This is a genomic window from Micromonospora sp. WMMD736, assembly GCF_049179015.1.
GTDB lineage: Bacteria > Actinomycetota > Actinomycetes > Mycobacteriales > Micromonosporaceae > Micromonospora.
Map to the genome: position 1 here is coordinate 4,948,882 of NZ_JBMHMI010000001.1, position 22,950 is coordinate 4,971,831.

General features: G+C 72.9%; 19 protein-coding genes and 1 riboswitch. Of the genes, 10 read left to right on the plus strand and 9 right to left on the minus strand.

From position 1 onward, the window contains the following. Positions 1-143: 143 nt before the first annotated feature. The 3 genes from ACN269_RS22415 to eccB all read right to left on the minus strand — a co-directional run bounded on the left by ACN269_RS22415 (position 144) and on the right by eccB (position 3,402). Positions 144-1,427 (minus strand): WXG100 family type VII secretion target, encoded by a 1,284-nt coding sequence (locus ACN269_RS22415; protein WP_421474259.1) that lies wholly within the window; start codon positions 1,425-1,427, stop codon positions 144-146. Continuing rightward, positions 1,420-1,788: a hypothetical protein gene (locus ACN269_RS22420; protein ID WP_421474260.1), complete on the minus strand. Its 369-nt coding sequence runs from the start codon at positions 1,786-1,788 to the stop codon at positions 1,420-1,422. Before ACN269_RS22420 ends, ACN269_RS22415 begins: the two co-directional genes overlap by 8 nt. A gap of 87 nt (positions 1,789-1,875) precedes the next feature. Beyond that, positions 1,876-3,402, minus strand: a complete 1,527-nt coding sequence (eccB, locus tag ACN269_RS22425) for a type VII secretion protein EccB (protein WP_421474261.1) — start codon at positions 3,400-3,402, stop codon at positions 1,876-1,878. A 149-nt stretch (positions 3,403-3,551) separates the two neighbouring features. Between eccB and ACN269_RS22430 the strand changes: the two genes are divergently transcribed. Continuing rightward, on the plus strand, positions 3,552-4,739 hold the full coding sequence (locus ACN269_RS22430) for a type VII secretion protein EccE (protein ID WP_421474262.1): 1,188 nt from the start codon (positions 3,552-3,554) through the stop codon (positions 4,737-4,739). Between the two features lie 8 nt (positions 4,740-4,747). On the opposite strand, the gene eccD is transcribed toward ACN269_RS22430, so the two are convergent. Beyond that, a complete protein-coding gene (eccD, locus tag ACN269_RS22435) occupies positions 4,748-6,148 on the minus strand; it encodes a type VII secretion integral membrane protein EccD (RefSeq protein ID WP_421474263.1) in 1,401 nt (466 codons plus the stop codon). 166 nt (positions 6,149-6,314) lie between these two features. Here eccD and eccCa point away from each other — a divergent pair, with 166 nt between their 5' ends. The 6 genes from eccCa (at position 6,315) to ACN269_RS22465 (ending at position 14,662) form a co-directional block, all read left to right on the plus strand. After that, positions 6,315-10,277 carry a type VII secretion protein EccCa gene (eccCa, locus tag ACN269_RS22440; RefSeq protein WP_421474264.1) on the plus strand — a complete coding sequence of 1,321 codons (3,963 nt, stop codon included), beginning with the start codon at positions 6,315-6,317 and terminating at the stop codon, positions 10,275-10,277. Between the two features lie 216 nt (positions 10,278-10,493). Beyond that, complete coding sequence (locus tag ACN269_RS22445) at positions 10,494-10,802, plus strand: WXG100 family type VII secretion target (protein WP_355049151.1); 309 nt, start codon at positions 10,494-10,496, stop codon at positions 10,800-10,802. A 25-nt stretch (positions 10,803-10,827) separates the two neighbouring features. Next, positions 10,828-11,106 (plus strand): WXG100 family type VII secretion target, encoded by a 279-nt coding sequence (locus tag ACN269_RS22450; RefSeq protein ID WP_234590027.1) that lies wholly within the window; start codon positions 10,828-10,830, stop codon positions 11,104-11,106. Positions 11,107-11,223: 117 nt separating this feature from the next. Then, positions 11,224-12,690, plus strand: a complete 1,467-nt coding sequence (locus tag ACN269_RS22455; protein WP_421474265.1) for a S8 family serine peptidase — start codon at positions 11,224-11,226, stop codon at positions 12,688-12,690. A 37-nt stretch (positions 12,691-12,727) separates the two neighbouring features. Then, on the plus strand, positions 12,728-13,291 hold the full coding sequence (locus tag ACN269_RS22460) for a hypothetical protein (protein ID WP_421474266.1): 564 nt from the start codon (positions 12,728-12,730) through the stop codon (positions 13,289-13,291). 18 nt (positions 13,292-13,309) lie between these two features. Beyond that, on the plus strand, positions 13,310-14,662 hold the full coding sequence (locus ACN269_RS22465; protein WP_421474267.1) for a WXG100 family type VII secretion target: 1,353 nt from the start codon (positions 13,310-13,312) through the stop codon (positions 14,660-14,662). 52 nt (positions 14,663-14,714) lie between these two features. On the opposite strand, the gene mycP is transcribed toward ACN269_RS22465, so the two are convergent. Both mycP and ACN269_RS22475 read right to left on the minus strand, forming a co-directional pair. Next, positions 14,715-15,953 carry a type VII secretion-associated serine protease mycosin gene (gene mycP / locus ACN269_RS22470; RefSeq protein ID WP_421474268.1) on the minus strand — a complete coding sequence of 413 codons (1,239 nt, stop codon included), beginning with the start codon at positions 15,951-15,953 and terminating at the stop codon, positions 14,715-14,717. 130 nt (positions 15,954-16,083) lie between these two features. Further along, positions 16,084-16,401: a helix-turn-helix transcriptional regulator gene (locus ACN269_RS22475; protein WP_421474269.1), complete on the minus strand. Its 318-nt coding sequence runs from the start codon at positions 16,399-16,401 to the stop codon at positions 16,084-16,086. Between the two features lie 160 nt (positions 16,402-16,561). Here ACN269_RS22475 and ACN269_RS22480 point away from each other — a divergent pair, with 160 nt between their 5' ends. After that, positions 16,562-17,272, plus strand: a complete 711-nt coding sequence (locus tag ACN269_RS22480) for a carbonic anhydrase (RefSeq protein ID WP_421474270.1) — start codon at positions 16,562-16,564, stop codon at positions 17,270-17,272. Between the two features lie 58 nt (positions 17,273-17,330). Here the strand turns inward: ACN269_RS22480 and ACN269_RS22485 are convergent, their stop codons facing one another. Both ACN269_RS22485 and ACN269_RS22490 read right to left on the minus strand, forming a co-directional pair. Then, the gene (locus tag ACN269_RS22485; RefSeq protein WP_421474271.1) at positions 17,331-18,350 is read right to left on the minus strand and encodes a coiled-coil domain-containing protein; all 1,020 of its coding nucleotides are present in this window, start codon (positions 18,348-18,350) and stop codon (positions 17,331-17,333) included. A gap of 4 nt (positions 18,351-18,354) precedes the next feature. Then, positions 18,355-18,485: riboswitch (cyclic di-AMP (ydaO/yuaA leader) on the minus strand. 166 nt (positions 18,486-18,651) lie between these two features. Continuing rightward, on the minus strand, positions 18,652-20,010 hold the full coding sequence (locus ACN269_RS22490; RefSeq protein WP_421474272.1) for a YibE/F family protein: 1,359 nt from the start codon (positions 20,008-20,010) through the stop codon (positions 18,652-18,654). A gap of 312 nt (positions 20,011-20,322) precedes the next feature. Here ACN269_RS22490 and ACN269_RS22495 point away from each other — a divergent pair, with 312 nt between their 5' ends. Beyond that, a complete protein-coding gene (locus ACN269_RS22495) occupies positions 20,323-22,344 on the plus strand; it encodes a copper-translocating P-type ATPase (RefSeq protein WP_421474273.1) in 2,022 nt (673 codons plus the stop codon). A gap of 3 nt (positions 22,345-22,347) precedes the next feature. Here ACN269_RS22495 and ACN269_RS22500 read toward each other — a convergent pair whose 3' ends face one another. Further along, on the minus strand, positions 22,348-22,644 hold the full coding sequence (locus tag ACN269_RS22500) for a metal-sensitive transcriptional regulator (RefSeq protein ID WP_355235159.1): 297 nt from the start codon (positions 22,642-22,644) through the stop codon (positions 22,348-22,350). Between the two features lie 93 nt (positions 22,645-22,737). Between ACN269_RS22500 and ACN269_RS22505 the strand changes: the two genes are divergently transcribed. Continuing rightward, a complete protein-coding gene (locus ACN269_RS22505) occupies positions 22,738-22,947 on the plus strand; it encodes a heavy-metal-associated domain-containing protein (RefSeq protein WP_421474274.1) in 210 nt (69 codons plus the stop codon). Positions 22,948-22,950: the final 3 nt, after the last annotated feature.

The window sequence follows — 22,950 nt, forward strand, 5'->3', positions numbered from 1 at the left end:
GGTGGGCACAACGGGAGTGACCACGGCCACCGCCGACACTGTGGACGGTGCCGACCCGGTGTCGAGCGGCGGGCCGGAACACGTGACCCCCGCCGGAGCGGGTCCGGCGGGGGTCACGTGCGCTCGTCTGCGGTGGCCGACGGTCAGCCGCCGGTGCCGAGTACCGGCGGCGCGGCGTCACCGCCGTCGCCCCACACCATCTCGTCCTCGGTCAGCCAGGTCAGCCGGTCGTCGGACTCGTCATCCTCGGCACGGCCCTGACCGCCGAGCACTCCGGGGCGGCCGGCGGCCCGACCGTTGCCCGTCAGGCCCTGCCGACCGGCTCCGGCGGCCCGACCGGGCTCACCGCGTCGGCCGTCGATGCTCCGCCCCACGCCGCTCGCCGAACGGCTCTCGGCCCCGGCGGCGCCGCCGGTCGGACGGGCCGACGTGGTGGGAGTGCTGCTGGAGCCGGCGAGCGCGGAGGTGCGCAGCACCCCGCCGGCCGGTGCGCCGCCCGGTGCCCCGAAGAGCAGGCTCGGGCCGCCCCCGGCGCTCGCGGGCATGGTGGTCGGCCCGGACAGGCCGGCCAGTCCGGCCGCCCCGCCCGCGAGCAGCGCCCCGCTGACCAGCGGGTCCGCGCCGGCGAGGGAGGTGGTGCCCGACGGGTCGCCGTCGACGCCGCCGGGGCCGATGACGACGACCGACGTGCCGCCGTCGTGGCCGGGAACGGAGCCGCCCCCGGTGGTCGGCGCCGGGGCCACGCCGTCGGGTGTTGCGATTGTCGCGCCGCCCGGGTGCCCGGTGAGACCGGTGGCGGTCGGAGCGGCCGACGGCGTCGTGCTGGCCGGACCGCTGCGCGGCGTCGGCCGGTCGTCGTTGACCGTGCGCGGCGTCTCCGGGTCCGGCGGAGGCGGGTCCACCACCCGGTCGTACGCGGAGAGGTCGTAACCGGCGGCCAACTCGGCCACGAGGTTCACCATCCGCTGGTGGGCCTTCTCCTGCTCTTCCTTGTCCTGCTGGTGACCCATGATGCCGCCGACCACCGCGCCGGGCACGCCGAAGATGGCGCCCTTGAGCGCGCCCGAGACGGCCTGGTCGTTGTCGTCGGTCTCCTCGGGGCTCTCCGCCTTCTGGTGCGCGGTACGCAGTTGACCGGCCATCATGGTGAGACCCTGCTTGACGCCGGACATGCCCTCACCGAGGGCGTCGGAGTGGTTGACGATCAGCGTCAGCCGCCGCTGGAACTCCCGGCCCGCCGGGCCCGTCCAGGTGTTGCCGAGCTTCTCGAGGTCGCCGCTCAGCTCACGCCCGAGGCCGTCCAGGATGCCCTTGAGAGCGGCCCACTGGGCGGCGATCCCTTCGATCTGCTCGGGCTTACCGGCCATCACCGCGTCGTACAGCTCCTGGTGGCTCCGACCCTGGTAACGCTGGGTGTACTCAGACACGCCCGTCCCCCTTCGGCTGCAACGCCCGATCGACCCCGGTCAGCGCCGCGGTGATGTCGGTGGCGTTGGCCGCGTTCCGTGCCTCGGCGGTGCGGTAGTTGGCCAGGATGGTGCCGGTCGCCTGCTGTGCCGCCTGCACCGCCTGCCGGAGCCGCTCGGCCTGCTCCACGTACGACTGGTGGACCTCGCTGTAGCGGCGCGAATTCTGGGTCGCGTCGGTGAAGGAGCCCAGGGCCGGCGGACTGCACTGCATCTCGGTGTTGAGCTTGCGCAGCACCGACTCGGCCTGACTCAGCCGCAGCGCGAGGTGCTGGTGGAAGTCCTCAAGGGACAGCAGGTCGACTTCCGTACGCCCGGTCATGGCAACATCCCCGTCGTTCTGGTTGACAACCGTCAGCGGACCCAGGTTAGTCCACCTCGGCGAGCCGGTGCGACCCGTCCGAACCGCTCAGTCGTGGGCGCCGGTCGATGCCTCGGGGGCCCCGCCGCCGGTGCCGTCACCCGCCGGGGCGCTCGTGCCGGGCGTCGACGCGCTCGATTGCGACGGCGGCGTGGTCGCTCCCACGTCACCCGGCGCGAACTGCGCGAGCGCGGACTCCTGGTCCAGGGTCGGCCCGGTCGGGATCAACGCGAGCAGCGAGCCGGGCACCGCCAGCGGGGTGACCCCGTCGTAGCCGAGGGCGGACCGCGCCTCGGGCGAACCGATCGGGTACCGGACACCCTGAGGGCTGATCAGGTAGACCGTGCTGCCGGCGGCGCCGGAACCGCTGGTGCCGGCGCCGGGCGCCGCCTGGGCCAGTACGCCCTTGCCGCCGGGCAGCAGCACCGACTCGGCCGTGCGCACCGCGTCCCGGGCGCCCTGGCGTACCGGTACCGAACCCGGCTCGGTGCCCGCCAGCTCCGCCGGCACCCGGTCGAAGACCTCCAGCGTGGTGGTCGGCGGGCCACCGGCGGTGCCCTCCCGGTACGTCGCGCAGAGCAGGGTCTGTCCGGCCCGGGCCGGATAAAGGGTCGGCAGCGTCCTCGGCATCCCGTCCGCGTCCACACGCTGCTCCGTCAGGAGACGTCCGGCCTGGTCGGGCGTGATGTCGGTGATCCGACCGCCGCCACTGATGAGCAGCAGTGCGGTGATCTCACTGACCGAGACGAGACCCTCGCGCGCCAGCACGTAGTGCTGACCGGCCGCCTGGAAGACCTGGCCGATGGTGGCGGGCCGGCCGGCCACGCTCAACCCGCTGCGCTCACCCAGGCCGGGCAGCGACGGCTTGCGCAGTGGCGGCCCCGCCGGTACGGCGTTGAGGAGCTGCTGCCCGACCGGCAGCGGAGCGGTACCCGTCATCCGCAGCGCCGCGACGGCCTGGTCACCGCCGCGCATCTCGAGTCGCGAGTCGGCGGCGAGCAGGTGCCGTTGACCGTCCACGGTGACCAGCACCGCCCGGTCACCGAGCGGCGTGCCGCCGGGCAGCGCCCGATTGATCACGACCCGGGTGGTGGAGTGGCGCGGGTCGACCGGGTCGGGCACGTCGCAGACCGACCACGGCAGGCCGGTCAACGACTTTCGGTCCGGCAGCGCGTCCGGCGCCCCGACGATGCCGACGGTACGGCCCCGTGGCCGGTCCCGCAGCGACGCCTGCGACATCGTGCGCACCGTGGGATCGGGCTCGTTCAGGATCAGCCGCGCGGAGGTGTAGTTGAGCGTCGGGTGCAGCTGCCCCTGGGCGAACACGTAGGTGGCGCCGGTTTCCCGCTCGATGACCAGCGTGTTCTCGTCCAGCGGCGCGGTGTTTCCGGTCAACTGGCCGTACGCGCCAACGCCGCCGAGGACCACGGCGGCGGCGATCACGCTCCCGAAGACCGCCATGCCGAGCCGGCGCATCGGCAGATTGGTGGTCTCCGGATCACCCGACATCAGCGCGGAGACGATCCGGCGGGTGACGAAGCGGTACGCCTGCACCTGATCGCGGCGGGTCCGCATGACTTACCTCCGGCGGGGTGGATCCGCGACGATGTCCTCGGGGTGCCGTCGCGGGCTTCCCTACGATAAGGGGCCGACGGCCGGTCCTCGGGGCCGCCGCCGGTCCACCCCCGGCACCGGGCCGTACCGTCCAGGAGGGACAGTCAGCGATGACGCAGGTTCAGGCGCCACCCGCGGATGCCGCCATGCGACCTACCGGTGATCCAGCGCGGGTCACCCCTGCGGCCGACCGAGCGGGTCGGGGGCGCATCGGTCCCGTCCTGGTCGGCCAGCTCGTCGTACTCGAGGTCTGTGCCGTCGCCGTCTGGGCCGCGACGGCCGGTCCGAGCTGGCTGCTCGCGACGGTGGCCGTCGTGGCGGCGGTGATCGTGCTGTCTGCGTTCGCCCGGCGCGGTGGTCGGTGGTGGTTCGAGGACGTGCTGCTGCGCCGCCGGATGCGTCGCCGCCGTGAACGGGCCGCCGCCGCCCTGGCCGGCGGGGCGGCCGTCGACCCACGGCTGGCCGCGCTGGCACCGGAGCTGGGCGTGATCGAGCTGACCGACCGGGGCACCCGGCTGGGCATCGGGCAGGACGAGCAGGGTTGGTTCGCGGCGGTCGCGTTGCAGCCGGCCACCGGCGCCGCGGTCGGCTCGGTGGAGGCGTCGACCGTCGACCGGGCGCTGCGGGTGCTCGCCGACTTCTCGGCGCCGGTCTCCCGAGCCCAGGTGGTCGCGCACACCCTGGTCTGGTACCCCGCTGCCGGCTCGCCGCCGGCCGCACACCGTACCGTCTGGGTGGCGCTGCGGCTCACGGTCCGTGACGCACGGGTCGAGACGGTGAGCCGGGGCGGCGGTCTGCCGGGCGTCCACCGCACGTTGGCCGCCGGGATCGGTCGGTTGGGCAAGGCGTTGACGGCGGCCGGGCTGACCCACCGACCGCTGGGCCGCGACGAGCTGCGCGCCGCCGTGGTCTCGGCGGCCGGACTGGACCTCGTGCCCGAGCCACCGACGGAGACCTGGTCGGGGCTGCGGGGCGGTGGCTGGACGCACCGCTGCCTGGCCCTGCGCGGTCGGCCGGACGCGCCACTCGGCCCGCTGGTGGACGCGGTCACCGCCACGTCCGCGCCCTCGCACACGGTGGCGGTGGCGGTGTCGCCCGACGGGCGTGCGGCGGCTCCGCTGCTGCGGGTCGCGGCCATGGACAACCACGTCGAGGCGCTGGTCAAGGTCGTTCGGGACATGGCGCACCGGGCCGGCATGCCGGCCCGGCCGATGGACGGCCAGCACGGGCCGGGCGTGTACGCCAGCGCGCCGGTCGCCTCGGCGTTCGGCGGCCTCGGCCGCCGGCAGCCCCGCTGACGGTCCCGTCAGGGACGCAGGTTGACGATCCAGTCGTACATACCGCAGACCCAGACGGCGAGCGGCACCAACGCGATGATCAGCAGGATCTCGACGATGTCGAGCAGCCGACCCCACACCGGTGAGATCCGCTTGCCGGCGACGGACAGGCCGTAGATCAGGCTGACCACAGCCGCCAGCAGCAGCCCACCGAGGATGAGACCGAGCCGGACCGCCAGCGCCCCGCCCGCGAAGGTGGCGGCGGCCGCCAGGCCCAGCCCGACGGTGCCGGCGAGCAGCACCGGAACACGCTGCGCCCGGCCCAGCAGCGGACGCGCTCGCAGCAGCGACAACAGGGCCAGCACCAGACACAGCAGTACGGCCGCCAGCCTGCCGTCCAGGGCCAGCACCAGCTCCGCGCCGAGGACCAGCAGCGACAACGTCCACAGCAGAGCGGTGAGGAACGCGTCGGCGCGATCGCTGCGTTCGAGCACCCGCCGCCCGTCCACCGTCTCGCTGTCGGTCTTCAGGTCGTCGGGGCCGGTGGGGATCGACGGCACCGGCAGGCGGGCCAGCCGGTAGGCCACCATCGGCAGCGCCGGCACCAGACCGAAGGCGACGGCCGCCACCACCGCGGCACCGGCCGCGGCGTCGATGTCGAGGAGCAGGCAGAGCAGCGCGCCCACGCCGGCCCCCGCCCCCAGGCCGATCGCGGCGAAGAAGAGGGGGTACCGGTCGTCGCCGACGGCCAGCACGGCCACCGCCCCGGCGACCACCAGGGCGGTGGCCGCGAGCAGGACGTGCGGGCTGGCCAGCTCGGTCAGCTTCCGGTCCCCGGCGAGCAGCAGCAGACCACCGGTACCCGCGTAGAGCAGCCCGGCCATCGCCAGCACCGAGCCCGTCCGGCTGTCGCCCACCGCCCGGGCGAGCACCGCCGCGCCGACCAGCAGTGCCACCGCGACCAGCAGGGCAGCCAGCGCGGCGGGCAGGTGTGGCGGGCCGGTGAACAGGGCCGCCACCGCGCCCGCGCCGAACGCCGCCGCGGCGAACAGCACGGCGAACGACCGGGTCGAGTCGACCTGCCAGGAGCCGGGCCGTTGCGTGGTGGCGGTGGCGACCGCGTCCACCACGTCGTCGAAGACGATCTCCGGGGCGGCGGCGGAGCGCGGGTTGAAGTACAGCACCTCGCCGTCGCGGACACCGAGCTGCGCGGCGGTACGACCACCGTCCAGGGGCGCCGCGCCCAGGCGGGACAACGCCCAGCCGCCGTGCCGTACGCCGTCGTCGGCCAGGTCCTCCCCCGCGTAGCGCAGCAGGGTGGGCAGTAGGTCGGCCATCGGCACGTCCGACGGCAGCGCCAGGTCCATCCGGGTACGGGGGGCCACAATGGTGATCCGGCTCAGACCGCCGGTCGCCGACTTCGTAGCCACAGTGGCCTCCTGGTGTCCATCTACGATCAGCGGGCCGCGGCGTATCGGTGCGGGTGCACCGCGCCCACGGGAGATTACCTACGATGACGGGCACGTACAGTGCCCACCCGCGAGCTTCGCGCCGCGCCGGCACGACGGCAGGGCCGCTTCTGGGGAGGAGACAGCCGTGAGCACGGTGGTGTTCCGCCGACCTCCGCGCCAACCGGGGCCGGCGTTGCCGCGCGGCGAGGTGGTGCTGGAGTCCCCGCCCGAGCTGCCCGAGCCGACACCGCGCGGGATGGGGCAGCTGCTCATGATCCTGCCGATGGTGTGTGGCGTCGGCGCGATGGCGTTCCTCTACGCCGGTCGGGGCGGCGGCATGATGACGTACGTCGCCGGCGGCCTGTTCGGTGTGTCGATGCTCGGCATGGCCATCGGCTCGCTCAGCAACGGCGGCAACGACAAGGCCGAGTTGAACGCCGACCGCCGCGACTACATGCGGTACCTGGCGCAGATGCGCAAGCGCACCCGTCGTGCGGCGGGGCAGCAGCGCGATGCGATGGACTGGCGGCACCCCGAGCCCGACGCGCTCTGGTCGATCGCGGCGTCCCGTCGGTTGTGGGAGCGGCGGATCACCGAGCCCGACTTCGGCGAGACGCGGATCGCGGTGGGCCCGCAGCGGCTCGCGGTGGAGATCGTCCCGCCGGAGACCAAGCCGGTCGAGGACCTGGAGCCGATGAGCGCCATCGCGCTGCGTCGGTTCGTCCGCGCGCACACCACGGTGCCCGACCTGCCGACCGCGCTGTCGGTCCGCGCGTTCAGCCGAGTGGTGCTGCGCGGCGAGCGGGAGCCGGTGCTCGACCTGACGCGGGCGGCCCTGGGCCAGCTCGTGACCTTCCACGCCCCCGACGACCTGGTGGTCGCCGTGGTCGCCGCGCCCGACCGGCAGCCGGCCTGGGAGTGGGTGAAGTGGCTGCCGCACGCCCACCACAGTGGCCGGACGGACGCCGCCGGAGCGCGTCGTCTGGTCTTCGCCAGCCTGGCCGAGGCCGAGGACTCCCTCGCCGCCGAGCTGGCCGGGCGACCCCGCTTCGCGGCCGAGGCGAAGCCGTTGACCACCGTGCCGCACCTCGTCGTGGTGGTCGACGGTGGCGAGATCTCCCCGACCTGCCAGCTGGTGGGTCAGGGCCTGCTCGGCGTCACCCTGATCGACCTGTCCGGTACGGTGCCGCGCGACGCCGGCCGCTGGTTGCTCTGCCTGGACGCGGGTGACGGCACCGCGCTCGACCTGATCCGGGGCAATTCGACCTCCCGTCTCGGTCGACCCGACCGGCTCTCCGCCGAGGCCGCCGAAGGGCTGGCCCGGCAGATCGCGCCGTACCGGCTGTCGCAGCAGCAGACCAGCAGCGAGGAGCCGCTGTCCCGCAGCATGGAGCTTCCGGACCTGCTCGGTGTCGGCGACGCCGCGGCCGTGGACGTGCACCAGACGTGGCGGCCGCGCGGTCACCGCGACCGGCTGCGTATTCCGCTGGGTGTCGGCCCGGACGGCAACGTGGTCGAGCTGGACTTCAAGGAGTCCGCGCACGAGGGTATGGGCCCGCACGGCCTGGTCATCGGCGCGACCGGCTCCGGCAAGAGCGAACTGCTCCGTACGGTGGTGGCCGCGCTCGCGGTGACCCATTCGTCGGAGGAGCTGAACTTCGTCCTGGTGGACTTCAAGGGTGGCGCGACGTTCGCCTCGCTGGAGGCGTTGCCGCACACCAGCGCGGTGATCACGAACCTGGCGGACGAGTTGCCGCTGGTCGACCGGATGCGCGACGCGCTCGCCGGTGAGATGGTGCGTCGGCAGGAGTTGCTGCGGGCGGCGGGCAACTACGTCTCGCGGTTCGAGTACGAGAAGGCGCGTGCGGCGGGGGAGCCGTTGGCGCCGATGCCGAGCTTGTTGATCATCTGTGACGAGTTCAGCGAGTTGTTGGCCGCCAAGCCGGACTTCATCGACCTGTTCGTGATGATCGGCCGGTTGGGTCGGTCGTTGGGTGTGCACCTGTTGCTGGCCTCGCAGCGCCTGGAGGAGGGCAAGCTGCGGGGTCTGGACACCCACCTGTCGTACCGGATCGGGTTGCGGACCTTCTCGGCCGTGGAGAGCCGGATCGTGCTCGGCGTGCCCGACGCGTACGAGCTGCCGAGCGCGCCCGGGCACGGCTACCTGAAGACGGACACCAACACCATGCTGCGGTTCCGGGCGGCGTACGTCTCGGGGCCGTACCGGGCGCCCGGCCAGCAGGCCTCCGCGGCGCAGGCCCTCGTGCAGCGCCGGATCGTGCCGTACGGCGTCAACTTCATCCCCGCGCAGGTGCCGCAGGTGTCGGTGGACACCGCGCCGGAGCCGGAGCAGCCGGCCGACGGCAAGGCCGTGGCGATGCTGGACGTGCTGATCGACCAGCTCAAGGGCCGGGGCCGACCGGCGCACCAGGTGTGGCTGCCGCCGCTGGCCGACCCGCCGGGCCTGGGCGAGCTGCTCGGCCCGCTGGCCGTCGACCCGACCTACGGGTTGTGCACGGCGTCCTGGCCGGGCCGGGGACGCCTGACGGTGCCGGTCGGCGTGGTGGACCGTCCGTACGAGCAGCGCCGCGACCCGATGATGGTCGAGTTGGCCGGCGCGGGTGGCAACGTGGTCATCGTCGGCGGTTCGCTCAGCGGCAAGAGCACCATGCTGCGGTCGCTACTGGCCTCGTTGGCGCTCACCCACACGCCACGCGAGGTGCAGTTCTTCTGTCTGGACTTCGGCGGCGGCGCGCTGCGCAGCCTGGAACGGCTGCCACACATGGCCGGGGTGGCCGGCCGACGGGACGTCGAGGCGGTACGCCGCACGGTGGCCGAGGTGGTCGCGGTGCTGGACGACCGGGAGACGCGTTTCGCCCAGTACGGCATCGACTCGGTGGCGAGCTACCGACGTCGGCGGGCGGCCGGCGAGTTCGCCGACGACCCGTTCGGCGACGTGTTCCTGGTGGTGGACGGCTGGAACACGCTGCGCCAGGACTACGAGGAGCTGGAGCAGACCATCACGACGCTCGCCAACCGGGGCCTCGGCTTCGGGGTGCACGTCGTGCTCACGGCGGTGCGGTGGGCGGAAATCCGGATCAACATGCGGGACCTGCTCGGCACCAAGCTGGAGCTGCGCCTGGGCGACGCCGCGGAATCCGAGATCGACCGGCGCTCGGCGATGAACGTGCCGGAGAAGTCGCCCGGTCGCGGCCTGACCCGGGACAAGCTGCACTTCCTGACGGCCATCTCGCGGATCGACGGTCGGCGCGACATCGAGGACCTGAGCGAGGCGTCGGTCGCGCTCGCCGGGCACGTGGCGGCGAACTGGCCGGGGCGTCCCGCGCCGAAGGTACGGCTGCTGCCGCGTCGGCTGCCGGTGTCCGAGCTGGCCCGCATCATCGACCGGTCGGCGCCCGGCCTCCCGATCGGTGTCAACGAGTCGGCGCTCGCGCCGGTCTACCTGGACCTGGCGAACGAGCCGCACCTGACCGTCTTCGGGGACGCCGAGTGCGGCAAGACCAACCTGCTGCGGCTCATCGCCCGGGGCATCGCCGAGCGGTACACGCCGGCTCAGGCCCGGCTGGTGATCGCCGACTACCGGCGTGGCCTGCTGGGCGCGGTGGAGGGCGATCACCTGCTCGACTACGCGCCGTCCAACCAGGCGTTCGCGCAGGGGCTCGGCTCGATCCGCAGCGCGTTGTCCAACCGGTTGCCGGGCCCGGACGTGACCACCGCCCAGCTGCGGGACCGCAGCTGGTGGAAGGGCCCGGACCTGTACATCCTGGTCGACGACTACGACCTGGTGGCCTCCGGCGGCAGCAACCCGCTGAGCGCCCTGCACGAGCTGCTGCCGCAGGCGCGCGACATCGGGCTGCACTTGATCATCACCCGTCGGGTCGGCGGGGTGGCCCGGGCACTCTACGAGCCGGTGCTGCAACGCCTGCGTGAGCTGGATTCTCCCGGTCTGCTGATGTCCGGCAACCGGGAGGAGGGCGCGGTGTTCGGCACGCTGCGCCCGAGCCCGCAGCCACCCGGTCGGGGCACGCTCGTCCGGCGGCGGGACGGCCAACAGCTCATCCAGACCGCCTGGTCCGAGCCGGCCTGACCGAGCCGGTCGGCTGGCCCGTGCCTGCCGGTACGGATCGCGCAACCGGCCCGATCCACCACCATCCATCGAACGGCCCCGGTCAGGGCTGCGGTGGCTGGACCGGTTCCGCTACCGTCTCTGGTGGAGTGTCCGTCGGTGGGGTGTTGCTGCCTTGCCGCGGGGGAGGGGCGCGGCAGAGCCGACGCCACACAACATGACGGAAGGGTGTGAAGCATGGCGTTCGAGGTCGAAGCTGCGACTCTGCATACCGCCGCGAGTGACGTGCGGTCCACGCGCAGCGAGGTCGACGGCGAGCTGAAGAAGCTGTGGAACGTGGTCGACGACCTGGCCATGGCGTGGAAGGGTCAGGCGTCCACGGGGTTCCAGTCGCTCATGACTCGCTGGAACGAGGACACCGTGAGTCTGCTGACCGCGATGGACAACATCGCGGACCTGCTCGACAAGTCGGGTACGACGCACCAGGTCAACGACGAGGAGCAGCAGCAGATGCTGGACAAGTTCCACTCTGCTCTCAACCCGTGATCCGTAGCCAGCAGAGGAGGAAGTCGTGACGATCAAGGTTGACTACGCGGTCCTCGAGAGCAGCAACCAGCAGATGCAGGCCATCTCGAAGACCATCGACGAGAAGCTGGACACGCTGCGGTCGATGCTGTCCAAGCTCCAGTGGGAGGGCGAGGACCGCGCCGCCTACGAGCAGCACCAGGCGAAGTGGGACTCGTCGGTCCGGGACATCAACCGGATCCTCAACGAGATCGGTGGTGCCGTCGGCATCGCCCGCGAGAACTACGTCTCCACCGAGATGAGCAACTCCAAGGTGTGGGGCTGACACAATCACCGATGCGGCTCCGGTCCGGCTCGACCGGGCCGGAGCCGCATCGTGTTGGCGTCGGCGAGATACGGGAGAGCGATGCGTACGGGGAAGCCTTTCCGATCGGCACGGGCCGTGGGTGCGGCCGCGTTGGCGCTGTGCGCCGCGCTGGCCTCCGCGGTGACTGTCGCGCCGACGCCGGCTCGGGCCGCTGATACGGTCCGTGGCCTCCAGTGGTACCTGGATTATCTCAAGATCCCCGCCGCGCACCAGATCACCAAGGGCGCGGGTGTCGTGGTCGCCGTCGTCGACACCGGGGTCGAGGCCAGTCATCCTGACCTGCGCGGTCAGGTGCTCGCGGGGCACGGCACCAATGCCATGGCCGCCTCGGACGGCCGGCGTGACGATGACAAGGTGAAGGGCCACGGGACCTCGATGGCCGGCATCGTGGCCGGGCGTGGCGGTGGTGCGATGCACCAGCTGGGCATCGCTCCGGCCGCGAAGATCCTCCCGGTCTCGATGAGCGACCGGTTCAATGACCAGGACCTCGTCCTGGGCATCCGGTGGGCCGCCGACAACGGCGCCGACGTCATCAACGTTTCGATCGGCGGCGGTAACCGTACGGCTTCTCCAGAGGTGGTGGATGCCGTCAACTACGCGCTGAGCAAGGACGCCGTGGTGGTCGCCTCCGCCGGCAACCTCGAGCAGGGCGACCGGCAGGTCACCTCGCCGGCCAGCATCCCCGGTGTCATCGCCGTATCCGGATTCGACAAGCGTGGTGGCTTCTTCGCCGGTTCGGTGCAGGGTCCGGAGACCGTCATCGCCAGTCCGATGGAGAGCATCATCAGTCCGGCGCCCAAAGCCGTCTCGCCGAACGGCTACTCGGTGGGCAGCGGCACCAGTTCGGCAGCCGCCATCATCTCCGGCGTGGTGGCGCTCATTCGCGCGAAGTACCCGAAGCTCGACGCGCCCAATGTCATCAGCCGCTTGATCGAGACGGCCCGCGACGCCGGCCCGGCTGGCCGGGACCCGCAGTTCGGCTTCGGCCGGGTCGACCCGGTCGCCGCGCTGACCCGCTCAGTGCCCGCGGTGACGGCGAACCCGCTGTTGCAGGGCGAGGCGGCCGGCCCGACCCGCCCCGGCGGCGCAACCCGACCGGGCGACGACGACGGCCCGGCGGTCGAGTTCGGCGTCTCGAACAAGACCGGCGCGATCGTCCAGGCAGGCCTGTGCATCGGCGTACCGATCATCGGGTTGATCGTGCTGTTCGTCGTGCTGCGACGGCGCAAGCGGCGCACGACGCCGGCGGCCGTCGGCCCGTACCCGGGCGCACCCGGCGTGCCGCCACCCGGCTGGCCCGCCACCCAGCCGCCGCCGGCCGGCTACGGCCCGCCGCAGCAGCCCGTCCCGGGGTACGGCCCGCCACCGGGCCAGCCCGTCCCGGGGTACGGTCCGCCGCCGGGCCAGCCCGGCCCGGGGTACCCGCCCGGCCATCCCGTCCAGGGTTATCCGCCGGCGCCGACCGCTCCGGCGACACCGCCGGCCGGGTCCGGCTGGCCAGGCTCGGGCCCGCCGTCGCCGGGCCCGCATCAGCAGCAGTGAGCGCACACCACCAGTCAGGGTTTCGGGGAGGGGACCGATGACGGACGACAGGACCACCCAGCCGGAACGGTACGTGAACGACGACCTCTACATTCCGGTCCCGGTTGGCGCGATGCCGACGTCGGGTCTGGCCGTGACCGGCCTGGAGATCGACAACGTCAACCACGCCGCGACGCCGGAGGGCCTGATCGCCGCGCCCGGTGAGGCCGGCGTCAAGACCGAGTGGGACGCGACCAGCCTGGATTCGGCCATCACCTGGTTGGAGACCCACGCCGCGTACCTGAACAAGCTCTCCTACGACATGGTCGACATCCAGGACCTGATGGGTGGGGCGGCCGGCGGCATGGCGGGCGGGGCCGGCGGTCAGCCGAGCCCGCTCGGGGGGTTCGACTGGGCGGCCCGGCTGGCGGCCAAGCACCAGGGGCTCTACCAGGGCACCGAGTCCGGTGTCCGCAAGCTCTCGCAGAGCCTGTACGACGCGGCGGAGGCGCTGCGCCAGGTCAAGCAGAACTACGAGACGGCGGAGGAGCAGAACAGGATGTCCGCCGCCGAGATGCAGCGTGTCTTCGGCGACGTGGCCGGCAACGGCGACGGACGCTAGGACGGGGGAGGACGGCAGATGGGCCTGAGCTGGGAAGAGATGTGCCAGAAGGTCGTCATCGACGGCCGACCGGGTGACGTGGAGAGCGCCGCACTCGGTTGGGAGCAACTGCTCAAGAATCTCAACAACGTCAAGCAGAGCCTCGAGTCCAACATCAAGGATCTGGGCACGACCTGGAAGGGCCCGGCGTACGAGGCGTTCAAGGGCCACGTCGAGCAGATCGCCAAGGACACCGGGCAGATCGTGGCGGACGCCGAGAAGGGCACCGGCATCGTCCAGTCGCTCAAGTCGGCCGCCAACCAACTCACCGCCGCCCAGCGGGACTTTCCGATCCCGGCGACCTGCGTCAACGACGTGCTGGAGGCGCGCAACGCCAAGCTGACCCTCGGGGTCGGCTTCTTCGAGGCGAAGGTCTCGCCGGATTTCCTGGGCTGGTTCGACCCGGTGACGGCCATCGCCGACTGGATCAACGACCAGTCGGAGGACGCCGCCCGGGTCTACGAGAAGGTGCGGGACGACTACCAGACCACCGCATCCGGCGCGCCCGGCGACACCACTCCCAACCTCCTCACCGGCGACCCCACCCGTCAGGTCCCCAACCTGGACACCGGGGGTGGCGGTGGTGGCGGTGGCGGCGGCGTGCCGAAGCTCGGCGGCGGTGGCGGCGGTGGTGGCGGCCTCGGTGCCACGCCCTCGATCGGTACCAGCGACCTGCCGGGCACCGGCAACCTGCCCAGCGGGTCCGGCACCCACCCCGACCTCTCCGGCGGGTACGACACCGGCACGGGCGACTACCCGGGCAGCGGCGGCGTTCCGGGCGTCGGGGGCGTGGACGACGAGTTCAGCAGCGGCCTCGCGGGCGCGGGCGGTGGCGGTTCCCCCGGGCTCGGCTCGGGGCTGGGCGGCGGACTCGGCTCCGGTGGCCTCGGTTCTTCCCCCGGGCTCGGCGGCGGTGGCGGCCTGGGCAGCGCCGGGGGCGGTGTCGGCGCTCTCGCGGGTGGCGGCGCGCTCGGTCGGGCGGTCTCCCCGGGCATGGGCCCGATGATGGGTGGCGGCGCGGCGGGTGCCGGTCGCGGTGGCGGCCGGGGTGCCGGCGGTCGGCTCGGCGCGGGCGGCAAGCTGGCCGGTGGCATGGCGCCGGGTATGGGTGGCGTCGCCGGTGGTGGCGGCGGTGCCGGTCGTGGCGGTGCCGGTCGTGGCGCGGCGGGCGCCGCAGGGCGTGGCGCGGGTGCGCGCGGCGTCGGTGGCGTGGCCGGCACGGGTGGCGGTGCCGGTTACGGCGAGGAGGACACCGCCCGCAACACCTGGCTGGAAGAGGACGAGGACGTGTGGGGCGCGGACGGCGGCGGCACCTCGGGCATCCTGCGCTGAGCGTTGCGGCACGGCGCTGGTGTGGTCGACCGCAGCAACGCCGTGACCGCGCTCAGCCGGTGACCGGCTCGTCCGCGCGGCGGCCGGCACGCCAGCCGCGTCGGCGGCCCCGCGCCACGATCGGCCGGGTGATCAGCAGCAGTACGGTGAGCAGGGCGCCGACCACGGCCGCCCAGAGCGCCGCGGTGCGCTGCCAGCTCAACGGATCGGGTTCGGGAGTGGGCGGGGCGAGCGCGCCGACCGGCGGGTCGGTGCGGGTGCCCAGCAGGCTCGACACCGCCCGGTACGGGTTGACCACGCCGTACCCGACCTCGGCGTTGCGGCCCTGCGGCGGGTTGTCCGCCGTACGTTCCAGCCGGTCGGCTACCTGCTCCGGGGTGAGGTCCGGGTAGGCGGCCCGGACCAGCGCCGCCGTGCCCGAGACGTACGCGGCGGCGAAGCTGGTGCCACCCGTCGGCTCGGCGCGGTAGCCGGCCCCACCGGGCGCGGGACCGACGATGTTGAGGCCCGGCGCGGCGACGTCGACGTAGCTGCCACTGACCGAGGTGCCGACGTGCCCGCCCTGCTCGTCCACACCGGCGACGGCGATGACGCCTGGGTAGGCGGCCGGGTACGCCGGCTTGTCCTCCTGCGTCTCCTGCCGGTTGCCGGCGGCGGCGACCAGGATCACCCGCTTGGCGAGGGCGCGTTCGACGGCCTGAGCCAGTTCGGGTCGGGGCAGGGTCACCAGGGACAGGTTGATCACGTCGGCGTCGTTGTCGACCGCCCAGTCGATGGCCGCGGCGATCTGGCCTGGCAGCGCCTCGTCGTTGGTGCCCTTGGCGTCGGGCAGCACCCGGATGGGCAGGATGCGGGCGGCCGGGGCGATTCCGCTGAACGGCGCCCCGGTGCCGTCCTGGCCGGCGATGATGCCGGCGACCATCGTGCCGTGGCCCGCCAGGTCGCACTGGCCCCGGTTGTCGGGCAGGTTGTTGAAGTCCCGCCCGGCGAGGACCTGTTTCTTCAGGGCCGGGTGGACGGCCGAGACCCCGGAGTCGATGACCGCCACCGTCACCCCGGCGCCCCGCGAGATCGGCCAGGCCGAGACCGGATCCAGCCGACGCAGCGCCCACGGCATCTCCACCAGGCCGTCCTCACCGGCCGGGCCGCAGACGGGTGCCGCCGCTGCGGCCGGCCCGCCGGGCGTCACCACCAGGGCGGCCCCGAGCAGGGCCGCGAGCGTTCCACTGAGGACGGCGCGGACGGTACGGCGGGGAGGCTCGGTCGCGCTCGGCGGCAGGCATTCGCGCACCCGCAGAGATTACCGCTGCGCCGCGTCGGGCAACGGCCCGGCGACGTCGGCCCGGGTCGGGCTGCGACGTCGGCCCTGGTCGGGTTGCGGCGGTGGCCCGCCGCCGTTCAGGGAGCGCGGCGCAGGCCGATCAGGAAGCGTCGTCGGCGGCGGGTGCGGTGAACAACGCGAGGAGGTCGCCGACCTGCACCTCGGCCTCGGCGGGGTGCCGGAACCGGCCGGCGGGGTTGAGGGTGTACTCGTTGCGACGCCCCACCCGGGTGCGGTGCAGGTAACCCTCGGCCTCCAGGTCGGCGACGATGGCCTGGGCGGCCCGCTCGGTGACGCCCACCTCGGCCGCCACGTCACGGAGCCGGGCGGTGGGGTCGCGGGCGATGGCGAGCAGCACATGTCCGTGGTTGGTGAGGAATGTCCAGTTCCGGCCGCCTCCGGCCGTCGTGCTCGCCATCGTGGGCCGCCTTTCCGGGAGTCAACGTATGAAATCTAAATCACGCATATCTTGACGCATCTTGCCGTGCGTGTGACCGTTGAGCGCGAGCCAGCGCCCGCCGCCGGCCCGGCTGAAAAGCCCGTTGAGCAGGTCAAACGCGTGGAGACGAGGTGCGGGGATGAGCCTTTCCGGTACGTCCGGCGGGCAGCCGGGCACGCAGCGGACCGTCGACCAGTCGCCGGTCGCGAGCGAGCCGGCCCGAGCGTACGCCGAGCTGGTCTCCGGCAACCGGCGCTTCGTCGCCGGAGAGCCGCGCCACCCCAACCAGGACGCCGGGCACCGCGCCGCCGTGGCGGACGGGCAGCACCCCTTCGCGGTGATCGTCGGCTGCTCCGACTCGCGGCTCGCCGCCGAGATCATCTTCGACCGCGGCCTGGGTGACCTCTTCGTCGTGCGGACCGCCGGGCACACCACCGGCCCCGAGGTGCTGGGCAGCGTCGAGTACGCGGTGGCTGTGCTCGGTACTCCACTCGTGGTGGTGCTCGGCCACGACTCCTGCGGTGCCGTGCAGGCGGCCCGCGAATCGGCGGCCACCGGCGTCGCGCCCCCGGGGCATCTCCCGGCGGTGGTCGACGCGGTGCTGCCCAGCCTGCGACGCGCCACGGCCGAGGGCGTGCACGACATCGACGGCATCGTCGACATCCACATCGCGCAGACCGTCGAGACGCTGCTCGGGCAGTCGCCCCTGCTGGCCGACGAGGTGGCGCGGGGGCGGTGCGCGGTGGTCGGGATGTCGTACCGGCTCGCCGCCGGGGTGGTGCGACCCGTGACCCCCGTACCGACCGGTGCTCCCACGGGCGACGAGCCGGCCGCGACCGCCGCCGCCTGAACCACCGAGGGCCGCCCCGCCGGACGGCGGGACGGCCCTCGTACTGCTGGGCGTCGGATCAGAGCAGCGACATGTGTACGTGGTCGGTGTGGTTCGACGGCCCGCTGTACGACTTCCAGCCGGTCGCCGGGAACCAGATCTGCCGGTTCCAGATCACGTAGTAGATGCCGAGCCGGTCCGCGTTGCGGATGAGGAACGCGGCCACGTTGTTGCCGTACATCCGGGTGTCGTCGTTGTGCCACGGGCTGAAGCCGCTCTTCTGCAACGACCAGTCACAGGCGCGACCCTTGGGGTGCTCGTACGGTCCACCGTTGCGGTGGCAGCCCACGAACCGGTTGAACCCGGCCCGCTTGACCTCCTTGTACGCGTGCAGGGTGCGCGGCGTGACGCAGCCGGAGGTGGTCGGGTCGTCCTCGCTGCACGACTGCGGCTTCCAGTCGCCGTCGGCGGTGCGACCCGGGCCGATCCGGGCGACCGGCGAGGTGGCGTCGACCAGGCCACCGGTGAAGCCCTTACCGCCGACCAGGGCGAGAGACTTCTCCGCGTCGCGCTTGTCCTTCGCCATCAGCGCGGTCTGCTTCTGCTGCTCGCGTACCTCCGCGTCGAGCGACAGCTTGGCCTGCTCGGCGCGGGACTTCACGGCGTTGACCTCGGCGAGCTTCTTCCCGTTGACCATGTTCATCTCGTCGAGGGCCGCCGCCCGCTGGACGAACGAGTCCGGGGCGTCGCTCTCCAGCAGCATCGCCATCGCGCCGATTCGCCCGGTCCGGTACGACTGGGCGGCGATCTGCGCGACCTGCGGCTCCAGCGCGGCCAGGTCGGCCTTGGCCCGCTCGACCTCGGCTGCCAGTTCGAGCTGCCGCTTCTTCGACTTGTCCAGTTTGGACTTGGCCGCCACGTAGTCCCGGTTCGTCTGCTCGATGACGTCGGTGATCAGTGTGGGCTCGTCGCTGTCCTCGTGCCCGGAGGGTGTGGGGGGCGTCGGGGCGGCGTGGGCCGGGAGGGGCCCGGCGAGCACGCTCAGCGCAGCAAGCACGGCCACCACAGGTGTCAACCAGCGGCGTAGGGGTGCCGTCACAATCTTCCCTTCCGTCGACCGCCGACCGGGTTAGCTGACGGGTTCGGGGCGGAAGAGGCCCCTACCGCTGTCGCGGATTCACCCCACGTGCCTGGGTCCCCGGCTCGCCGGTTGGCGATTGGGCGGTGGCACCGCAGGCGCCGCTGCGCGCCTTCGTCGGTGACCGGCAGCGAGGTTACCCGAGAGTCCACCGCCTGAGCTACGTCCTGATGCCGACTAAAAGCGTCATTTCGCCATGGCGTTGAGTGACCAGTGACGCGGTTCTCAGGGCGGGTGCCCGATCCGGTCACGCTGAGGAGTGTCACCATGCCGTATCCGTGCTCCTGTTCGGCTCTGGCCACCCGGTGGTGGCGGTGGATGGGGGTGCGTCCCGCTGCGGGTCGGGCCCGTCGGCCCGACCCGTCGGCGGGGAACTCAGAGCGGCCAACGCCTCCGTGCGATCCGCGCGTGGGCGCGGTGGCGGGGCGTCCGCGTCCGGCGTGGCCGACGATCCGGCCGCGGTCACCACCGCGGCCAGCCCGGTGGTGAGGGGTACGGCGGCGATCAGGCCGAGTGTGGCGACCGCGCTGCGGACGATCTCCTGTGCGAGGAACTCGCTGGTCAGGATCTGCCCGATGGGACGCGAGTCGGCGGTGAGCAGAAGCAGCAGCGGCAGTGACGCGCCCGCGTACGCCAGCACGATGGTGTTGACCGTGGAGGCGATGTGTGCCCGGCCCACCCGGGTGGCCGCCCGGTAGAGCTGTCGTCGAGTCAGCCCGGGGTTGGCGTGCGCCAGCTCGGTGACGGTGGCGGCCTGGGTGACGGTCACGTCGTCGAGCACCCCGAGTGAGCCGATGATGATCCCGGCGAGCAACAGGCCGCGCAGGTCCACATCGGTCTGGAGCATGGAGAGGGTGGTGGCGTCCTCGCTGCCGAAGCCGGTGAGCTGGGTGGTGGCCGTGGCGACGGCCGCGAGCACGCCGGTGAGCACCAGGCTGCCCAGGGTGCCGAGGACCGCGACGGAGGTCTGCGCGGTCACTCCGTGTGTCAGGTAGAGCACCACGAACATGATCAGTGCCGCGCCGACCACCGCCACCAGCAGTGGTGACCGGCCCGCGCCGATGGCCGGCAACACGAAGGTGAGCAGGATGGCGAAGCTGGCGGCCAGGCCGGCGAGCGCGGCCAGGCCCCGCCACCGGCCGAACGCCACGATGGCGGCGGCGAAGACCACCACGAGCCACACCAGCGGCGTACCGCGCTGGTGCTCGGCGATGTTCCAGGTGCTGGTGGTGGGATCGGTCGGGTCGGTCAGCTCGACCAGGACGACCTCGTCGCCCACCTCGACGCGCGGCGCGCCGGGCCCGGCGGGGATGGGCGTGCTCACCTGCCCGCCGGCTTCTGGACCGTCGTCGACGCGGACGTCCACCGTGCCGCACGGCCCGCCGGTCGGCGTGCCCTCCGGGCCGGTCACGGGTGGGCATGGTTCGGTCACCACCCGGGTCACCGTGCCGTGGTGGCGCGGCGTGTCCGCGCCGCCGCCGCTCGCCGGCGCGCCGTCGCGTGGCCACAGCACCACGGCGGCGACGACGGTGGCCACGAAGAGCGGCACCACCGTCGCGACGAGGATCCGTCGTACCCGGGGCGGGGCGGGCCGAGCGGAATGACTGTGGTCGGAACCCAATGCGAGACTCCCAACGATCCGGTGCGGGGTACGTGCCGGCGGCCTGTGCGGTTCAGTTCCGCCGGACGAACCCGGGCAGGAGCGCGTCGGCTCGCCGCCTGACGATCCGGCAATTACGGAGAGTGATGAAGCGACCCGGTCGGCGCGGTACGGGGCCGCGCCGTGGCGGCGCCGTCGCCCGTCTCGGCGGCGGGATCCGATGGGTCATCGCTGGACGATGCTAACCAGCGCGACGGGGTGTCGCAGGTCGTGCGGACGTGTCGGGGGAGTCGAACCGCTGACACTGCCCCGGGCGCGCGGGATGGTGGAGTCATGCCTGAGCCATCCACAGCCCACCGGCAGCACGACAAGCACGCGGGGCACGACCCGGCCATGTTCCGTCGCCGGTTCTGGGTCTGCCTGGTGCTCACCGTGCCGGTGGTGTTGACCAGTCACCTGGTGGTGGACCGGCTCGGGCTCCGGCTGGACGTGCCGGGTCGCTCCTGGGTGGGGCCGGTGCTCGGTTCGGTGGTGTTCCTCTGGGGTGGCTGGCCGTTCCTGGTCGGCGCGGTACGCGAGGTGCGGGACCGCGCGCCCGGCATGATGCTGCTGGTCGCGATGGCGATCACCGTGGCGTACACGGCGTCGCTGGCGACCAGCCTGGGCGTCTTCGACCTGGACTTCTGGTGGGAGCTGGCGGCCCTGGTCACCATCATGCTGCTCGGGCACTGGCAGGAGATGAAGGCCATCGGGCAGGCCCGCGGGGCACTCGCGGCACTGGCGGCGCTGCTGCCCGACGAGGCCGAACGGGTCGCGGCGGACGGGCGGGTCGAGCGCGTACCGGTCGACGGGCTGCGGGTCGACGACGTGGTGCTGGTCCGACCCGGGGGCCGGGTGCCGGCCGACGGCCGGGTCGTCGACGGTGACGCGGAGTTGGACGAATCGATGATCACGGGCGAGTCGCGTCCGGTCGCCCGGTCGACGGGCGATCGGGTGGTGGCCGGCACGGTCGCCACCGATTCGGCGATCCGGGTCCGGGTCGAGGCGCTTGGCGACGAGACCGCGCTCGCGGGCATCCAGCGCATGGTCGCGCAGGCGCAGCGCTCGGGTGGACAGGCCCAACTGCTCGCCGACCGGTTCGCTGCCGCGCTGTTCTACGTGGCCACCGGTACCGCCGTGCTCACCCTGGTGGTCTGGACCGCGCTCGGTGAGCCCGACCAGGCGGTGGTGCGTACCGTCACCGTTCTGGTGATCGCCTGCCCGCACGCGCTCGGGCTGGCAATTCCGCTCGTCGTCGCGCTCTCCACGGCGCTGGCGGCGCGGAGCGGGATCCTGGTCAAGGACCGGCTCGCGTTGGAGCGGATGCGGACCGTCGACGCCGTGTTGTTCGACAAGACCGGCACGCTGACCCGGGGCGAGCACGCGGTCACCGATCTGGTGACGGCCCCTGGCGTGAGCCGCGACGAGGCGGTGCGGATCACCGCCGGTGTCGAGTCCGACAGCGAGCACCCGATGGCCCGGGCGATCGTGGCCGCGGCCGGGCCGGGTGGTCCGGCCCGGGCAGCCGGCTTCCGCTCGCTGCCGGGCCGCGGGGTGCGGGCCACCGTCGACGGTACGGAGTACGCGGTGGGCGGGCCGGCCCTGCTGGGTGAGCGGGGTGGACCGCTGCCGGACGAGATGCGGGAGGCGACCGGTGGCTGGTCGGCACGCGGCGCCGTGGTGCTGTATCTCCTGCGGTTGCCGGACACGGTGCTCGCGGCGTTCGCGCTCACCGACGCGGTACGCCCGGAGGCCCGCGAGGCCATCGCCGAGCTGCGAGCGGAAGGCGTCCGCACCATCGCCATGATCACCGGCGATGCGCGGCCGGTGGCCGAGTCGGTCGCCGCCGACCTCGGCTTCCGTGGCGGTATGGACGAGGTCTTCGCCGAGGTGCTGCCGGCCGACAAGGACAGCCGGGTGGCGGAACTCCAGCGGCGTGGGTTGACCGTGGCGATGGTCGGTGACGGGGTGAACGACGCTCCGGCGTTGGCCCGTGCCGACGTGGGCATCGCGATCGGGGCGGGCACCGACGTGGCGATCGAGTCGGCCGGGGTCGTGCTGGCGTCGTCCGACCCGCGCGGCGTCGGGGCCGTGGTCCGGCTCTCCCGGGCGTCGTACCGCAAGATGCGGCAGAACCTGGCCTGGGCGGCGGGCTACAACGTGGTGGCGCTGCCGCTGGCGGCGGGGGTGCTCGCCGGGGCCGGGGTGGCGCTGAGCCCGGCGGTGGCGGCGGTGCTGATGTCCGCGTCCACCATCGTGGTGGCGCTCAACGCGCAGTTGCTACGCCGGGTACGGCTCGACCCGGAGCGGACGTGACCCTCAGCCGCGCTTCATGAGCCGGCCGACGGCCGCCATCATCTCGCTGGCCATCTCGTCGGCTCGGCCCTCGGCCGCCCCCTCGTGCATGCAGTGCCGGGCGTGCCCGTCGAGCAGGCCCAGGGCCACCTTGTCGAGCGCGGCCTGGATCGCGGAGATCTGGGTGAGCACGTCGATGCAGTAGCGGTCCTCGTCGACCATCTTCTCGATCCCCCGGACCTGCCCCTCCACGCGGCGGAGCCGCGCGAGCAGTTGGTCCTTGCTGGCGGTGTACCCGCGGATCGGGGTGGGTGCGGTCATGGCGACGAGGATAGCGTACCCCAGGGGGGTATGGTAACCTCCGTTCCCGTCAGATACCCCCACCGGGTACCGGTACCACGAGAGGAGCCTCCGATGGTCGAGACGACGTACCAGGTTCAGGGCATGACCTGCGGGCACTGTGTCAGCGCGGTCAGCGCCGAGGTGGGCGCGATCGAGGGCGTACGCGACGTGCGGGTCGACCTCGCCACCGGTCAGGTCACCGTCAGCAGCGAGCAGCCCGTCGACACCGAGGTCGTGCGGGCGGCGGTCGACGAGGCCGGCTACGACCTCGTCGAGGCGTGAGCG

Bases quoted from the DNA above. Each gene is read 5' to 3' on its own strand.
- ACN269_RS22500 (WP_355235159.1), bottom strand. From the start codon at position 22,644: ATGACCGCACCCACCCCGATCCGCGGGTACACCGCCAGCAAGGACCAA.
- ACN269_RS22480 (WP_421474270.1), top strand. From the start codon at position 16,562: ATGAGCCTTTCCGGTACGTCCGGCGGGCAGCCGGGCACGCAGCGGACC.
- ACN269_RS22445 (WP_355049151.1), top strand. From the start codon at position 10,494: ATGGCGTTCGAGGTCGAAGCTGCGACTCTGCATACCGCCGCGAGTGAC.
- ACN269_RS22465 (WP_421474267.1), top strand. From the start codon at position 13,310: ATGGGCCTGAGCTGGGAAGAGATGTGCCAGAAGGTCGTCATCGACGGC.
- ACN269_RS22505 (WP_421474274.1), top strand. From the start codon at position 22,738: ATGGTCGAGACGACGTACCAGGTTCAGGGCATGACCTGCGGGCACTGT.
- ACN269_RS22460 (WP_421474266.1), top strand. From the start codon at position 12,728: ATGACGGACGACAGGACCACCCAGCCGGAACGGTACGTGAACGACGAC.
- eccB (WP_421474261.1), bottom strand. From the start codon at position 3,402: ATGCGGACCCGCCGCGATCAGGTGCAGGCGTACCGCTTCGTCACCCGC.
- ACN269_RS22420 (WP_421474260.1), bottom strand. From the start codon at position 1,788: ATGACCGGGCGTACGGAAGTCGACCTGCTGTCCCTTGAGGACTTCCAC.
- ACN269_RS22495 (WP_421474273.1), top strand. From the start codon at position 20,323: ATGCCTGAGCCATCCACAGCCCACCGGCAGCACGACAAGCACGCGGGG.
- ACN269_RS22430 (WP_421474262.1), top strand. From the start codon at position 3,552: ATGACGCAGGTTCAGGCGCCACCCGCGGATGCCGCCATGCGACCTACC.
- ACN269_RS22475 (WP_421474269.1), bottom strand. From the start codon at position 16,401: ATGGCGAGCACGACGGCCGGAGGCGGCCGGAACTGGACATTCCTCACC.